This window comes from Pelagibius sp. (assembly GCF_028289705.1).
GTDB lineage: Bacteria > Pseudomonadota > Alphaproteobacteria > Kiloniellales > Kiloniellaceae > Pelagibius.
Genome location: NZ_JANQOI010000017.1, coordinates 53,058 through 67,301, shown reverse-complemented (window position 1 = coordinate 67,301; position 14,244 = coordinate 53,058). Strand labels below are relative to the sequence as shown.

The window sequence follows — 14,244 nt, the reverse complement described above, 5'->3', positions numbered from 1 at the left end:
TCGGTGGCCGCATTGCACGGCCTTGGCCCGGCGCGACCTTTGGTAACCTTGTATCCGCCGTCTGATTGAGAAACTTTTAATTTAGAGGTTGGAAACCATCGGGCCCAAATCCGAAGTTCCCGTGGGAGATGCGGCGGACAGAGCCGCGTACCACCTGAAATTGCTCACAGAATCGGCCCTGAGCCGGTTTTGGGTGCGGCCTGTATCGCCACCAGCTTCTTCGCCTTTCGGGAGAGCGGGCCGTATTTCCTGCCGGCCGGCAACGGCTTCAGGGCATTGGCCACTGTCATGTCCCTCAACCGGGGGCGGGCGGGCGTCTTCGCCATTCCGATGGGGCGGATCATCCACTACATAGAAGAGATGGCAAACCAACAGAACGGACGGGGTCCCTGATGATCGGCCGCTTCCACGAGACCGGACTGTAAGCGCCGCCATGGCGCAGCATCATATCGACATTTACTGCGAGCGGTTGGGGCCGGGGCTGTGGGCGGAACCGCTCAATGCCCTGACCAACATCGCCTTCATCGTCGCCGCTGTCCTGCTGGTTCGGGTGCTGCGCGGCGAAGACGCGCCCGTGCGCCGCGATCCTGCCGTCATCGCCTTGGTGGTCCTGGTTTTTCTTATCGGTATCGGCAGCGGGCTGTTCCACACCTTCGCGGTGCGCTGGGCCGGCCTCGCCGACGTGATCCCCATCGTCCTGTTCATATTGCTCTACCTGTTCCTGGCCTTGTGGCGCCTCGTCGGCCTGCCGGCCTGGGGCGCTCTCTTGGGCATGATCGCGGTCCTGGCGTTGCTGATGGGGCTGCCGAGGCTGTTCGGCTTCGGTTTCGGGACCTATGGCGTGGCCTTGGCGGCGATGTTTCTGGTCGGCGGCTTTCTCGCCTTCGTCCGCGGCCACCCCGCGGGCTCGCCGATCCTTATTACCGCCGGTGTTTTCGCCCTGTCCCTCAGCCTGCGCACCGCCGATCTGCCGCTTTGCGAGATGCTGCCCATGGGCACCCATTTCCTCTGGCATATCCTGAACGCCGTCGTGCTCTACCGCCTGACCCGTACCATGATCGCCCACGGCCGGAGACTTGCGCCCAGCGGACCGCGGAGGCCGGCGAAGGCCGAGACGTGACCGCGCCCTCCCTCATCTCCGTCACCGCGGAGACCGTGGAAAAGACCGGATTCTTCTGCAAGATGAGCGCCCGCAAGGAAGCGGGCTATCAACGCAAACTGGCCTGGCTGAAGGCGCGCTTTGCCGAGGGCCTGCAGATGCGTCTGCTGGGCGGCGGCGAACGCGGCTTCATCGAGTTCATGCCCGGCGACTATGCCTGGCGGGCCATCGAAGGGGCGGGGGACTACATGGTCATTCACTGCCTCTGGGTGGTCGGCCGCAGCAAGGGCAAGGGCCTATCCAGCCTGTTGATCGAGGATGCCCTGGCGACAGCCCAGGCCGGCGGCTTCAAGGGGCTTGCCGCCGTCACCAGTGCCAACAACTGGCTCATCGACGCCGGAATCCTGGAGCATCACGGCTTTCGGTCCGTGGCCAAGGCCCCGCCGGCCTTCGACATCATGCTGCGCAGCTTCGAGCCTGCGGCCCCCGCACCCAACTTCTGCGGCGGCTGGGAGAAGAAGCTCGCCGATCTGCCGGGCGGCGGCGCGGGCTTCACGGTGTTCCGCAGCGACCAGTGCCCCTATCTGGACAACGCTGTGCTGAACGTTGCGCGCTTCGCCGAAGAGCGCGGCATCGCCTTTCGCGAGATCGAGCTGACGAGCGCCGCGGAGGTGCGGGCCCTCTCGCCGACGCCTTACGGGGTCTTCGCCGTCGTCAAGGACGGCGCGCTGCTGTCCTACCACTACCTCTCCCCGAAGGAGCTTGCCAAGCGCGTGGCCTGATGGGTCCGGCTTCCGCGACCTACCTACAAAGAGGCGGGCGCGGGCGGGGAAAGGGCTGGCTTCTCCGGGGCGTCCCGGCAGACTATCCTGAGACCGGCGCGACTGCGCGCGCCGCTGCCAGGGGAGCGCCCGAATGGCAGGGGAAGGGGACGGCCATCAGGCCAAGCTGATCGATCGCCTGTCGGCGACGACCCTTCGCCTGCGCAATCTCTTCTATGTCAACCTGCTGCTGGCCGGAGCCGTCATCTTCCTGGTGCTGCAAGATCCGGCCTTTGTCTCCGAGAAGGTGTCGCCGGCCCTGGCGACCCTGCAGCCGGTGCTCAAGGTGGAAGAGGCGGTCAAGGCCAGCGATGTCCTCTCCTTCAACTATCATCAAGGTCTGCTGAAGGTCCTGGCGCTGGCCGAGGCGACGGCGCAAGCCCTGCGGGGGACCATCGAGGCGCTGCCGGAGGAGGACCGGGAGCAGGCCGTCGAGCAGCTGGCGCGCCAGTTGCCGGAAGCGCAGTTCGAACTGCTGGAGGCCTTCGTCGAGTATTCGCGGTTCGAGGCTGACCGGCAGATCCTCAACACCTTCTTCGAGGTCGATCTGGGGACCCTCGACTACAAGCATCTGGCCGGATTGACCGCCTTCCTGCTCTATGCCGAGCATCTGGCCGCGGGCCTGGAGCGGGGCCGGGAGGTGATCCTCAAGGCCGGCGACCTGCTGCCCGGCGATCTGCCGACTCGCCGGCAGCTCATGGAGCAGGATCTTCGCCTGATCGATCTGAGGCGCTTCAACGATACCGTCGTGCAGGACACCGTCCTGCAGAACCATCTGCTGGAGTTGCCGCAGGGCGAGGAGGCTTTCCGTGCCGTCCTGATCATCGACACATTCTGCGTTGCCAACGCCATGGCCAACTGCTCGGTCGCTGACATCCGCAAGTGGCAGGAGGAGAGGGCCGGCGATGCCGCCGGCAAGCTCTCGGCGCCGGGGCTGGAAGTCAATCTCGCGCGGGACATCGTGGTGCCTGCCTCGCCGCTGGTGCTGCTCGTCGCCTACCACATCTATGCGCTGCAGTTCCGCCGCCGCCAGGCCCTGCGCCGCCGCCTCCTGCCGGAGCTGTCTTCGACCCGCCTGAACCTCCTGGACGAGACCTGGGTGCTGAACAGCCTGGTCCTGAACATGAGCGAGTCCGACGGCGCCTGGCGCAAGCTGCAGTCCCTCTTGATGGCCGTCTTCCTTTTCGTCGGCCAGGCTGCCCCGCTGGCCGCGGTCGCGGTGGCCGGCTACTACAGCTCCAAGCAGATCCTGATCGGTGTTTTCATCGCCGAGGCATTCGCCGCCAACATGACTTGGTTAAGCGAGGTTCTCGCAGGGCTCGGCGTCGAGAACCTCCCGGAGAGTCCGAGCCCGCCGGATCATTTCTGGGAGTATCTCTGGATCGCCGTCGCGGCGCTCTGCGCGCTGGTGCTGTTCGGCAGCCTGGTCCAGTTGCTGCGTGATCAGACAAAGGAGATCCACGAGGCCTGGACCGGCATCGAAGAGTTCTAAGCTTCGTCCTTGAGATAACCATCCTCGAAGACCACGCAGGCAGCGCCCGTAAACCGGCGCTGGCGTTCCAGTTCCGCTTCCAGCCGCTCCAGCCGTGCGCGCGAAGGCTTAACCTTCGGCTCCAGCCAGAGGCCCCTGACCCGTAGGCAGGCGCCCTCGCGCTCATGCTTCATGTCGATCCGCCCGATCAGGCGGTCGCCTTCCAGGATCGGGAAGACGTAATAGCCGTAGCGCCGCTTGGCCGCCGGCACGAAGACCTCGATCCGGTAGTGGAAGCCGAACAGCCGTTCGCTGCGGTTGCGGTCGCGCAGCAGCGGATCGAAAGGGCTGAGCACGCGCAGGCGCTTCGGCGGCTCGGGCAGGTCCTTCAAAGGGTCGCTGCCGGCCCAGCAGAAGGCCGCACGGGGCTTGCCGCCGTTGGCGCTTTCGACCTGCACTTCTTCCAGAACACGTCCCTTGCGCTCCTGACACCAGGCTTTCGCTTCGTCGACGGAGACCAGATCCCAAAAGGCGGCGATCTCGCCGTGGGTGGCCAGCCCCAGGCGGTCCAGGGCGCCGCTGCAGGCCCAGTCGATGGCTTCGGCCTCGGTCGGTTCGGCTTCGCGATGGGCCGCGGGGACGACGCGCTCGGTGAGGTCATAGACCTTCTGGAAGCCGCTGCGGGCACAGACCGCCAACTGGCCGCTGCGCCAGAGGTATTCCAGGGCGGTCTTGGAGGGATGCCAGTCCCACCAGCCGGCGCTGTCCTTGGCGCGCTTGGGTTCCTGCCCCTCGGGATCGTTTCCCAGGTCGCGGGCCATGGCCGGGCCGTGGGCGCGGATGTGGTCCAGGACGCCGGCCACCTCCTGCTCGAAGTTGCCGCGCCGCAAGGCCAGCCAGCGCTGGCGCAGACCCACCTCCATCTGGGCGAAGCGGCGCTTCCAGTAGGGGTAGAAGCGGCTCGGGATGATGGCAGCGTCGTGGGTCCAGTTCTCGAACAGCGCCCCCTCCCTCTCGATCAGGCGCCGCAACTGCTTGTGGCGATAGGTCTGGTTGCGCGCGAAGAGGATCATGTGGTGGGCGCGCTCGACGGTCTGGATCGAATCCACCTGGATGAAGCCCAGCGCCTCGATCAGGGCCAGCAGCTCGGAATCGCCGATGCGGTGGTAGGGATCGCGGCAGAGGCCCTGGCGTGCCAGGAACAGCCGCCGGGCGGAACGATTGTCGATGAGTCGTGGGGCCATGCCTGGCGTGTCGCCTGCCTAGCTGCGGTTGCGCCGCCAGCCGCCGCGCCGGCGTGGCTGACAGACGTGCCGGGCCATGCGGTCGCCGGGATAGCTGGCGGTTTCCTTCAGCATTTCGATGACGCGGCCGCAGGCGCCGCCGGGCTGCGGTTTCTGGTCCAGCCGGTAGTCGGCGATCAGTTGCTTGGCTGCTGCCGCCGGATCACGCCCCTCGCCCAGCCGCAGGACCCAGGCCAGGACCACGTCCTCCGCCGGCCCGGGGAAGGCTTCGCCCATCTCCAGGACCTCGCGGATCATGCCGCCGGGATCGTCGGGCGAGTCGTGTTCCGAAAGATAGCGGATGGCCACGATGAGAGACCTCAGAGACGTTGCATGAGATTGAGCCGGCTGGGAATCTCGAACCAGAAGGCGTCGTCGCGCTGTTCTCCCGCCGCCATGAAGCTCTGCCGCAACGACTCCTCCCGGGCCAGCACCACGGGGCGGCGGCGCAGATCGACGGCGATCAGGTCGTCGCGGAAGGTCTCGAAGCTGGCCAGGCGGTAGGGCGCCCGGTAGACGAACTCCTCCTGTTCTTCCAGAGCCGACCCCGCGCATGCGCGGCGCAGGGCCCCATAGGCCGCTGCGCAGACCTCGGTCTCGTCCTCGATGGGCCGGACCATCTCGAAGAAGGCGCCTTCGGACAGCGGCTCCTGCACGTAGAGCTGTCCGCCGGGCCGCAGCACCCGCACCGCCTCGGCCAGGGCGGCATCCTGCACCGCCACCGGCACATGGTGTAGGGCGTTGAAGAAGATCAGGATGTCCATGCTGGCGGAGGGCAGGGGCAGGGCTTCGCCCAGCGCACAGACATAGACCTCGTCGGCGATGACGGCCTCGGCGCGGGCCCGGGCGAGTTGGGCGGGGCCCGGCTCGATGCCGATCGCGCGGGCGCCGAAGCGGGTCATGGCGCGGACCAGGGCACCGCTCCCGCAGCCGACATCGACCACCCGCGCACCGTCCAGGGCGAGGCGGTCGCGCAGCACGGCGGTGTGTTTCAGCAAAGGCGCTTCGGTCATCGGGATCTTCGTTTATGCGGCGGCGGCCATTCTAGTGTCCGCCGGGCGGCCTGCGCCAGGGCTTCTGGACCGATGATCCGCTGTCAGGTGCCACACCCCTGACAGAAGGACTGAGCTAGGGTCCTACGACGTCGCCGGCGTCCCTGGCGCCAGCACCCAGACCGGGACCCCGGACTCTCGTCCGCGGATCTGTTGCTCTCCGGCATTGCTCAACTTCGCGATCAAGCGCTGGTCCTCTTGGACGTCCGGATCGATGGTCCGGACCAGGTCGTCGCTGACCACCAGGGGTGTCCCCAGGCTGCGGGTGAGTTGCTCGAGGCGGCTGGCGATGTTCACCGTATCGCCGATGACGCTGTGCTCCAGGCGCCGCTCGTTGCCGATGTCGCCGGCGATCACCGGACCGTAGTGAATCCCAATGCCGACCTTGATGGGCTTGGCGCCCGCGGTCTTGCGCTCAGCGTTCCAGGTTTCCAGGGCCGCGATCATGTCCAGGGCGCATTTGAGGGCGTTTCGGCCATCCTCCGGGCTCGGCTCCGGCGTTCCGAAGGTCGCCATCAGCCCGTCGCCCAGGTATTTGTCGAGGGTACCGCCGTTATCGAACACCGCCTGGCCGAGGCGGTCGTGATACTCCCGCAAGAGGGCGATGACCTTCGCCGCGGGCTCCCGCTCGCAGAGCGGCGTGAAGCCCATGATGTCGACGAAGAGCACCGCCACCTGCAGTTCCCCGACGGCGCCGAGCGGGTCCTTGCTGGCGCTGAGGCGGTCCACCACGTTGGGCGAGAAGTAACGCGCCAGGTTGGCCCGGGCGCGCTCCGAGCGGGAGCGGCTTTCCACCAGCCGGCGCGAGCGCACCACGACGAGGGCGAGACCGCCGGAGACCAGCAGACTGACCAGTACCTCGATGGCCCAGTGACCGAGAAAGACGAAGTTGGGATCGGCCACGGCCGCAAGCACGACTTCCGGCGTATGGGCGGGCAGATCGAGATTGGTGTAGACGCCCGGCTGAGCGAGCACCCAGAGCAGCATGGCGCTGCGCGCCAGCACCATGCAGAGCCCGCACCACAGTACGAAGCGCGGGCGCAGGCTGAAGGCCGACTGCATCAGGAACAGGAAGAAATAGGTATAGGGACTGCCGTGCATGGAGATGGCCGGCGGCAGCTCCAAGCCCGTGAAGGGATTGGGCACCGTCAGGACATGGGCGAGCAGGGCGCAGTCCGCCGCGACGAAGACGTACTTGAGCGTGCTCATGTGAAAGCGCTGGCGGGCGCTGGCGTACTGCAGCAGGCCGAGAACCGCGAAGACCGAGATCTGAAACAGTTCGAAGGCATAGGCGAGGCCGCTGTTGGGGCTATCCAGGGCCTGCCAGAGCAGAATGACCAGCAGCGCGGCCGTTCTGGTCTTGGCCGCGAGCATCAGGCCCTGCCGTTCCTCCTCGGCAAAGGCGTCGGCGGTGCGCCGTTCAAGCCGTTGTCGTGCTTCGCTCTGCCCCCGGCGGGGAAGCATCGCTGCGCTTATGGATGCCGCCATGGCTTCCTCCTTTGCTGTCGTCCCCAAACCTACGGCTCCGCTTGGGCAAGAGGTGCACTCCGTTTGCCGCGTCCTGCGGCAGGTAGCCTACCGCCCGGGCCGTGACAAGCCGGGCCTGTGGACGCCGCGCCGATGCGGTTGTAGGGTCCCGGCGTCCCCCGCGCCCCTCGGGTGCGTTCGATCACATCCGAGAGCGCCTCATGTCCGAGTCCTCAGAGCCCGTATTCCGCTCGATCTTTCACCCGACCGACTTCTCGGCCGCCAGCCGGGTCGCCTTCGAACATGCGCTGAAGATCGCGCTGGCCAACCGATCCTACCTCGACATTCTTCATGTCGACTCCGACAGCGCTGCCGGGCCGGACTGGGCCGGGTTTCCCCATGTCCGCGAGACCCTTGCGCGCTGGGGCCTGCTGGAGGAGGGCAGCCCGAAGGGCGCCGTGGCCACGGAACTCGGGCTCAAGGTCGGCAAGGTGGAACTTGGCAGCCGGGACCCGGTGTCGGCCATGGCCACCTTCCTGGAGGGGGAGACCGTGGACCTTCTCGTTCTCTCGACCGAGGGTCGGGAGGGCCTGCCGCGCTGGATCAAGCCCTCCGTCTCCGAACGCCTCGCCCGCCGCAGCAAGACCGTAACCCTCTTCGTTCCGGGCCGCGCCAGGGGCTTCGTCTCCGCCGGGAACGGCCAGGCCGATCTGAGCCGGGTGCTGATTCCCGTCGACCACCGGCCGGACCCCCAGCGCGCCGTCGCGGCGGCCGGCGCCTTGCTGCGGCCCTTCGGTGCCGCGTCGCCAAGGCTGGAAGCGCTCTTTGTCGGGGAGGCCGGGTCTATGCCGGCGGTCGTGCCGCCGGCGGAGCTGCCGTGCAGCTTTGAGCGCCTCACGCGAGGAGGCGCACCGGTCGAGGCCATCGTGGAGGCGGCGATTGAAGGCGAGGCGAGCCTGATCGTCATGACCACCGCGGGACGCCATGGCATCCTCGATGCCCTGCGCGGCAGCACCACCGAGCAGGTGCTGCGCCGCGCGCCGTGCCCAGTACTAGCAATCCCCGAGCCGGCCTAGCCACGCAGGCAGTTGTTGCGCCGCAGGCCTTCGTAGACGAAGACGTTGAAGGCAACCACGAAGGCCGCCCAGACCAGGGCCCAGAAGCCGTTGGAGGTGATGACGCAGAAGCCGAGCGCGCCTTCCAGCACCGCGGCGATGTCGAAGGCGATGGTGGCCAGCAGCAGTTCGGCGAACTGCAGGCAGATGGAGGGCCGGCAGAGGCGCCGCCATTCCAGGAAGAACCAGACGGCCAGCCCCCAGAGCAGGAACCCGAGGAGCAGCCAGCTACAGCCCGGGCAGAGCCCGCCATAGATCGCCACCGCGCCGACGATGAAGGCGGCCTGCCAGGCCCACTTGCGCCAGGTACAGGGGCCGAGCGGGCAGTTGAAGAGCCACATCAGGAACAGCATGAAGAGCATCACGAAGAGCCCGACGGCCAGCAGCGCGCCGCCGATGATCAGCGCGTACTGGGTGGGGATCGCCGGTTCGGTCAGCATCGGACAGACCAGCAGCACCAGCCCCACCGCCGCAACCGCGATGCCGATCAGGAACAGTGTCGCGAAGATGCTGCAGAAGTCCGGCAGGCCGCCGGACTGATCGTCGTTGGGGTCCTCAGTGGGATCTTCCGTCGGGTCTCCGCCCGGTTCCTCGCCCGGGTCCTCCGTTGGATCTCCACCCGGTTCGTCCGGTTCGCGTTCCACGCAGCGCTGCGCGCTGATCGGCACCGACTCTTTGCAGGAGCCTTCACCGAAGGTGACGAGGACGATGGCGACGCTGCCGTCTTCCGGCAGGGTGACGGTGGCTTCGCTCTGGTCGGCGGAGACCGTGATCGTGTTGCCGTCGGGGTCGCCCGCCACTTCCCAGTCGGTCGGGATCTGGCTGGGGACGATGCGCAGGCTGGCGCTGTCCACGCAGTCGATGCCGTGGATATCCGCGATCTCCTGCCCCTCGGCATCGAACACGTCGAACAGCTCGTCGAAGTTCGGCAGCGAGTCGCATTCGCAGGCCGGCACGCTGTAGCTCTGGATGGGGATCTCCCGCTGGCAGCGTTCGGGCTCCAGGATGCGCAGGGTCACCTCGTAGTCGAGGCCGGCAATGACGTAGGTCGGACCGTCCGGCGCCGAGGCGAAATCGGCGTCGGTATAGACCGACTGTGGTTGCGCGCAGTGGATGACCACGGTCGTGGTGGGCACCTGCGGCGGGTCGACCGGGCGGATCGCGACGGAGACCAGCAGCTCCTCCTCGTAGCCCTCCGGCCAGAGCACTTCCAGCTCCAGGGTCACCGCGGCATAGCCGACCGGGCCCGACTGAACGCAATCGCTGCTGAAGTCCAGCTTCTTCAGGAGGACGTCCGGACAGCAGACGAAGCTCAGCTCCTGGGAGGCCTCGCAGTCGCCACCGTCGACGCAATTCGCCAGCACCGTCACCCGGCCGTCCTTGCAGGCGGACGAGAGGACGCCGGGTTCGACCCCCTCGATGGTGACGGACCAGTCGCGCAGTCCGCTGCCGGGCACGTCGACGTCTTCTTGCACGGTGACGCTGGTGGAGAGAACGACGCGGACGGAGATGCGCCGGCATTCACCGTCGATGCGGCCCTGCACCAGCACGCTGGTCTCGCTGCCGGCGCCGACGAAGTCGAAGAAAATCTCACAGGCCATCAGACGGCTCCCCCCGGTGACGTGATGGCGTCTGCGTCGATCATGGCACAACGGGGAACATAGTCCAACAGAGCATAAGCAAATCGGCCAGTGTACGGTTGTGAACCGGCAGCAGAGTCCGCGCCCTTGCGGCCCGCCGGTGAATCGCTAGGCTAGCGCCCGCGATGAGCAGTGACGACGAGACCTTCCCCGACATCCGCGCCGGGGTCCGTGCCCTCTGCGCCAGGTTTCCCGGCGCGTACTGGCGGGGGCTGGATGCCGAACGTGCCTATCCGGAGGCCTTCGTGCGGGCCCTCACGGAGGCCGGCTATCTGGCGGCGCTGATCCCCGAAGACTTCGGCGGCAGCGGCCTGCCGCTCTCGGCCGGGGTGGCGATCCTGGAGGAGATCAACAAGGCCGGCTGCAACAGCGCCGCCTGCCACGCCCAGATGTACACCATGGGCACGCTGCTGAAGCACGGCAGCGCCGAACAGAAACAGCGCTGGCTGCCCGGCATCGCCGAGGGCTCCCTGCGGCTGCAGGCCTTCGGCGTGACCGAGCCGACGAGCGGCACCGACACCCTGAGCCTCGCCACCACGGCCAGGCGCGAGGGGGACCGCTACATCGTCAACGGCCAGAAGGTCTGGACCAGCCGCGCCGAGCACTCCGACCTCATGCTGCTCTTGGCGCGGACCACACCAAAGGATCGGGTGGCAAAGAAGGGCGAAGGCCTGTCGGTCTTTCTGGTCGACCTACGCGAAGCGGTGGGCCGGGGCGTCACCATCCGCCCGATCCGCGCCATGATGAACCACGCTGCCACCGAGGTGTTCTTCGATACCCTCTCGGTGCCGGCGGGAAACCTGATCGGCGAGGAGGGCCAGGGTTTCCGCTACATCCTCGACGGTATGAACGCCGAGCGCATCCTGATCGCCGGCGAATGCATCGGCGATGCCCGCTGGTTCATCGCCAAGGCCGGCGCCTACGCGAGTGAACGCCGGGTTTTCGGCCGGCCCATCGGTCAGAACCAGGGGGTCCAGTTCCCCATCGCCCGGGCCTATGCCCAGAGCGAGGCGGCGGCCCTGATGGTGGCGCGGGCCGCGGGCCTGTTCGATGCCGGGGAGCGCTGCGGCAAGGAGGCCAACATGGCCAAGCTGCTGGCCTCCGAAGCCTCCTGGGCGGCGGCGGAAGCCTGTCTGCAGACCCACGGCGGCTTCGGCTTCGCCGAGGAGTACGACGTCGAGCGCAAGTATCGGGAGACCCGGCTCTATCAGGTGGCGCCGATCTCCACCAACCTGATCCTCGCCTATCTGGCCGAGCACGTGCTCGGCATGCCGCGGTCGTACTGAGGTTGTAGGTGAAGCCCCTTCTTTTCGGTCCCCACTACAGCGTCTACGTACGCATTGTGAAGATCACTTTTCTTGAAAAGGGCGTCGATTTCAATCAGCAGGCTTTCGATGTTTTCGACCGATCGGACTGGCCGGAGGACTGGCTTCAACGCCAGCCGTTCGGCTTGGTCCCGGCTTTCGAACATGACGGTTTGAGGCTCTACGAGGCCCGCGCCATTGCCCGCTACATCGACGAGGCCTTTGACGGGCCGCCCCTGCAGCCTGACAGCCCGGGCGCCCGGGCCCGCATGGAACAGGTGATCTCTGTGCTGGACGGTCAGGGTTACTGGCCCATGGTGCGGGAGATCTTCGTGCAGCGTGCCGGACGCGCCAGCAAAGGCGAACCCGATGAGGCCGTCATCGCGGCCGCTGTGCCGAGAGCGGAGCGCTGCCTTACGGCACTGGCGGCGCTGCTGGGCGACCAGCCCTTTCTCGCCGGCCCGGGTTTCAGCCTCGCCGATGCGCATGCCGCACCGATGTTCCACTACTTCCTGGAGACCGCAGAAGGCCAGCGGCTGCTCGCGGGGCAACCGAGTCTGGAGGATTGGTGCGCGCGCGTCCTGCCGCGGCCCAGCGTGCGCGACACCTGTATGGGGCTTGAGTCGTCATGACCCGGCCGTTGGAAGGCCTTCTGGTCGTCAGCCTGGAACAGGCGGTGGCGGCGCCCTATTGCTCCTGCCGCCTGGCCGACGCCGGCGCGCGGGTCATCAAGCTGGAGCGGCCGGAGGGCGACTTCGCCCGCGCCTACGACCGCGCCGCCAAGGGCGAGAGCGCCTACTTCGTCTGGCTCAACCGGGGCAAGGAATCGCTGGCCGTCGACCTGAAGACGCAGGAGGACTTGGCGCTGGCCCGGCGCATTATCGCCCAGGCCGATGTCTTCATCCAGAACCTCGCCCCCGGCGCCGCCCGGCGGCTCGGCCTGGGCGCGGACGAGTTGCGGACCGCCGATCCTCGGCTCGTCACCTGCGACATCTCCGGCTACGGCGAGACCGGCCCCTATGCGCAGATGAAGGCCTATGACCTGCTGGTCCAGGCGGAAAGCGGCCTGGCTGCCGTCACCGGCCGGCCGGAGGGGCCGGGCCGCGTCGGCGTGTCGGTCTGCGACATCGCTTGCGGCATGTACGCCTATCAGGCGATCCTGGAAGCTCTGCTGCGGCGTGCGCGCACGGGCGAGGGCGCGGCGCTGGCCGCCTCCCTCTTCAGCGGCATGGCGGACTGGATGACCGTGCCGCTGCTGCATCACGACTACGGCCCCGGGGCGCCGCAACGGGTCGGGCTGCATCACCCCAGCATCGCGCCTTACGGCGTCTATGCCTGCGCCGGCGGCGCGGAGATCGTGATCTGCATCCAGAACGAGCGGGAGTGGCGGCGCTTCGCCGAACAGATCCTGCGGCAAGAGGCCTTGGCCGAAGACCCGCGCTTCTGTGACAACAGCGCCCGGGTGGCCAACCGTGCGGCCCTGGACCGGGAGATCGAGGCGCGCTTCGCCGGAAGCGCACGAAGCGCCGTGGTCGAGGATTTGCAGACGGCGGGGATCGCCTTCGGCGCCGTCAACAGCCCGGCTGACCTGAGCGCGCATCCGCAGCTCCGCCGCGTCACCGTCGAGACGCCGGGCGGGCCCATCGATCTGGTGGCGCCGCCGGCGGAAGAGCGCGGCCACGCACCGGTGCTGGGTGCCGTTCCAGCCCTGGACCAGCACGGTGCGGCTCTGCGCGCGGAGTTCGCGGGATGAGCAAGGCGGCGAGCGCCTGGACCGACTGGATCGGCCGCCAGGAAGAGGCCTGCGATGCCATCGACCTCGGGCGGGCGCTGGCTCTGCAGGCGACCCTGGACGATCCGCGGGCCCCGCTGCGCCCCGGCGATGGGCTGCCGCCGCTCTGGCACTGGGCTTATTTCTGGGGCGTGGCGCCGACGGCTTCTTTGGGCCCCGACGGTCATGCCGCGCGCGGCGAGTTCCTGCCGCCCATCGACCTGCCGCGGCGCATGTGGGCCGGCAGCCGCGTCGACTTGGCGAGGCCGCTGCCCATCGGCGCCGCAGTCACCCGCCGCTCGACCATCAAGTCGGTGACGGAGAAGGAGGGACGTTCCGGCCGGTTGGCCTTCGTCACGGTCGAGCACCTCATCGCCGATGGCGATGGCCCCTGTATCGTCGAGGAGCATGACATCGTCTATCGTGCAGCGGCGGCGAAGGGTGCGGTGCTGCCGCCCGGTGAAGCGCCGCCTGGCGATTCCACCTGGCGTCAGGATGTCGTGCCCTCCCCGGTGCTGCTGTTCCGCTACTCCGCGCTCACCTTCAACGGCCACCGCATCCACTACGATCAGCCCTACACGACGCAGGAGGAAGGCTATCCCGGTCTCATCGTCCACGGCCCCCTGCTGGCGACCCTGATGGTGGGGCTGCTGCGCCGCGAGAAGCCGGGCGCGCGCGTCACCCGCTTCGCCTTCCGCGCCAAACGGCCGATCTTCGACACCGCGCCCTTCACAGTCTGCGGCGCGCGGCAGGCCGATGCCGCCCGCGCCGCCCTCTGGGTCGTCGATCCCGATGGCTATCTCGCCATGGACGGCGAAGTGGAGTGGAACTGACCGATGCCGCGGAAGATGACGCCACGCAAGCTCGAAGACTATCGCGATCAGAGCTATGCCTATGAGGAGTTCGATCTGGCGGGCCGGCCGCATGTTGTTTGCCCGCAGTGCGGTGTCCCGGTGCTGCTCTGCCAGCCCCTTTCCGATGCGCAGCGCCGGGAGGTCGCCGAACTGAGGCGGTCGAACCCGGTGGCGGCCATGGATTACTTGAAAGATGCGCTGCCCTGCGGCGACCGGGAGGCGAAGGCCATCGTCCTGCATCTGCGCGGGGAACCGGATGCATGTCACTACTGCGGTCATCCGATGCCCCGCGGTGCGCTGCTCTGCGCCAACTGCATGTCGGTGAACCTGGATTGGGGATAGCGCAATGCCACCCTGCCAGGGCGTC

General features: G+C 67.7%; 14 protein-coding genes. 9 read left to right on the top strand and 5 right to left on the bottom strand.

Going from position 1 to position 14,244, the window contains the following annotated elements; all coding sequences use genetic code 11:
* The first annotated feature begins 433 nt into the window (after nucleotides 1-433).
* The 3 genes from Q0996_RS01920 to Q0996_RS01910 all read left to right on the top strand — a co-directional run bounded on the left by Q0996_RS01920 (nucleotide 434) and on the right by Q0996_RS01910 (nucleotide 3,412).
* Nucleotides 434-1,120, top strand: coding sequence for a ceramidase domain-containing protein (locus Q0996_RS01920; RefSeq protein ID WP_299615429.1), 687 nt, complete (start codon nucleotides 434-436; stop codon nucleotides 1,118-1,120).
* Complete coding sequence (locus tag Q0996_RS01915) at nucleotides 1,117-1,881, top strand: hypothetical protein (protein ID WP_299615427.1); 765 nt, start codon at nucleotides 1,117-1,119, stop codon at nucleotides 1,879-1,881. Before Q0996_RS01920 ends, Q0996_RS01915 begins: the two co-directional genes overlap by 4 nt.
* A gap of 133 nt (nucleotides 1,882-2,014) precedes the next feature.
* Nucleotides 2,015-3,412, top strand: coding sequence for a hypothetical protein (locus Q0996_RS01910; protein WP_299615425.1), 1,398 nt, complete (start codon nucleotides 2,015-2,017; stop codon nucleotides 3,410-3,412).
* On the opposite strand, the gene Q0996_RS01905 is transcribed toward Q0996_RS01910, so the two are convergent.
* The 4 genes from Q0996_RS01905 to Q0996_RS01890 all read right to left on the bottom strand — a co-directional run bounded on the left by Q0996_RS01905 (nucleotide 3,409) and on the right by Q0996_RS01890 (nucleotide 7,214).
* Nucleotides 3,409-4,635 carry a winged helix-turn-helix domain-containing protein gene (locus tag Q0996_RS01905; protein ID WP_299615423.1) on the bottom strand — a complete coding sequence of 409 codons (1,227 nt, stop codon included), beginning with the start codon at nucleotides 4,633-4,635 and terminating at the stop codon, nucleotides 3,409-3,411. The genes Q0996_RS01910 and Q0996_RS01905 overlap by 4 nt on opposite strands.
* A gap of 18 nt (nucleotides 4,636-4,653) precedes the next feature.
* Entirely contained in the window at nucleotides 4,654-4,983 is a 330-nt protein-coding gene (locus Q0996_RS01900) for a hypothetical protein (RefSeq protein ID WP_299615421.1), read from the bottom strand.
* A gap of 11 nt (nucleotides 4,984-4,994) precedes the next feature.
* Complete coding sequence (locus tag Q0996_RS01895; RefSeq protein WP_299615419.1) at nucleotides 4,995-5,687, bottom strand: class I SAM-dependent methyltransferase; 693 nt, start codon at nucleotides 5,685-5,687, stop codon at nucleotides 4,995-4,997.
* Between the two features lie 123 nt (nucleotides 5,688-5,810).
* Nucleotides 5,811-7,214: an adenylate/guanylate cyclase domain-containing protein gene (locus Q0996_RS01890; RefSeq protein WP_299615417.1), complete on the bottom strand. Its 1,404-nt coding sequence runs from the start codon at nucleotides 7,212-7,214 to the stop codon at nucleotides 5,811-5,813.
* Between the two features lie 200 nt (nucleotides 7,215-7,414).
* On the opposite strand from Q0996_RS01890, the gene Q0996_RS01885 reads away from it, so the two are divergent.
* The gene (locus Q0996_RS01885; protein ID WP_299615415.1) at nucleotides 7,415-8,269 is read left to right on the top strand and encodes a universal stress protein; all 855 of its coding nucleotides are present in this window, start codon (nucleotides 7,415-7,417) and stop codon (nucleotides 8,267-8,269) included.
* Here the strand turns inward: Q0996_RS01885 and Q0996_RS01880 are convergent.
* Nucleotides 8,266-9,909 carry a hypothetical protein gene (locus Q0996_RS01880; RefSeq protein ID WP_299615413.1) on the bottom strand — a complete coding sequence of 548 codons (1,644 nt, stop codon included), beginning with the start codon at nucleotides 9,907-9,909 and terminating at the stop codon, nucleotides 8,266-8,268. The genes Q0996_RS01885 and Q0996_RS01880 overlap by 4 nt on opposite strands.
* Before the next feature lie 164 nt (nucleotides 9,910-10,073).
* Here Q0996_RS01880 and Q0996_RS01875 point away from each other — a divergent pair, with 164 nt between their 5' ends.
* From Q0996_RS01875 to Q0996_RS01855, 5 genes are read left to right on the top strand one after another with little or no spacing between them, the layout of a single operon-like run.
* A complete protein-coding gene (locus tag Q0996_RS01875; RefSeq protein ID WP_299615411.1) occupies nucleotides 10,074-11,234 on the top strand; it encodes an acyl-CoA dehydrogenase family protein in 1,161 nt (386 codons plus the stop codon).
* Nucleotides 11,235-11,242: 8 nt separating this feature from the next.
* The gene (locus Q0996_RS01870) at nucleotides 11,243-11,884 is read left to right on the top strand and encodes a glutathione S-transferase family protein (RefSeq protein WP_299615409.1); all 642 of its coding nucleotides are present in this window, start codon (nucleotides 11,243-11,245) and stop codon (nucleotides 11,882-11,884) included.
* Nucleotides 11,881-13,005, top strand: coding sequence for a CaiB/BaiF CoA-transferase family protein (locus Q0996_RS01865; protein ID WP_299615407.1), 1,125 nt, complete (start codon nucleotides 11,881-11,883; stop codon nucleotides 13,003-13,005). Before Q0996_RS01870 ends, Q0996_RS01865 begins: the two co-directional genes overlap by 4 nt.
* Nucleotides 13,002-13,856: a MaoC family dehydratase N-terminal domain-containing protein gene (locus tag Q0996_RS01860; RefSeq protein WP_299615406.1), complete on the top strand. Its 855-nt coding sequence runs from the start codon at nucleotides 13,002-13,004 to the stop codon at nucleotides 13,854-13,856. The genes Q0996_RS01865 and Q0996_RS01860 overlap by 4 nt, the downstream gene beginning before the upstream one ends.
* Before the next feature lie 3 nt (nucleotides 13,857-13,859).
* On the top strand, nucleotides 13,860-14,219 hold the full coding sequence (locus tag Q0996_RS01855; RefSeq protein ID WP_299615405.1) for a hypothetical protein: 360 nt from the start codon (nucleotides 13,860-13,862) through the stop codon (nucleotides 14,217-14,219).
* Nucleotides 14,220-14,244 lie beyond the last annotated feature (25 nt).

Coding starts and splice junctions, on each gene's coding strand:
- Q0996_RS01880 (WP_299615413.1), bottom strand. CDS start 9,909: ATGGCCTGTGAGATTTTCTTCGACTTCGTCGGCGCCGGCAGCGAGACC.
- Q0996_RS01895 (WP_299615419.1), bottom strand. CDS start 5,687: ATGACCGAAGCGCCTTTGCTGAAACACACCGCCGTGCTGCGCGACCGC.
- Q0996_RS01910 (WP_299615425.1), top strand. CDS start 2,015: ATGGCAGGGGAAGGGGACGGCCATCAGGCCAAGCTGATCGATCGCCTG.
- Q0996_RS01855 (WP_299615405.1), top strand. CDS start 13,860: ATGCCGCGGAAGATGACGCCACGCAAGCTCGAAGACTATCGCGATCAG.
- Q0996_RS01920 (WP_299615429.1), top strand. CDS start 434: ATGGCGCAGCATCATATCGACATTTACTGCGAGCGGTTGGGGCCGGGG.
- Q0996_RS01865 (WP_299615407.1), top strand. CDS start 11,881: ATGACCCGGCCGTTGGAAGGCCTTCTGGTCGTCAGCCTGGAACAGGCG.
- Q0996_RS01885 (WP_299615415.1), top strand. CDS start 7,415: ATGTCCGAGTCCTCAGAGCCCGTATTCCGCTCGATCTTTCACCCGACC.
- Q0996_RS01905 (WP_299615423.1), bottom strand. CDS start 4,635: ATGGCCCCACGACTCATCGACAATCGTTCCGCCCGGCGGCTGTTCCTG.
- Q0996_RS01875 (WP_299615411.1), top strand. CDS start 10,074: ATGAGCAGTGACGACGAGACCTTCCCCGACATCCGCGCCGGGGTCCGT.
- Q0996_RS01890 (WP_299615417.1), bottom strand. CDS start 7,214: ATGGCGGCATCCATAAGCGCAGCGATGCTTCCCCGCCGGGGGCAGAGC.
- Q0996_RS01860 (WP_299615406.1), top strand. CDS start 13,002: ATGAGCAAGGCGGCGAGCGCCTGGACCGACTGGATCGGCCGCCAGGAA.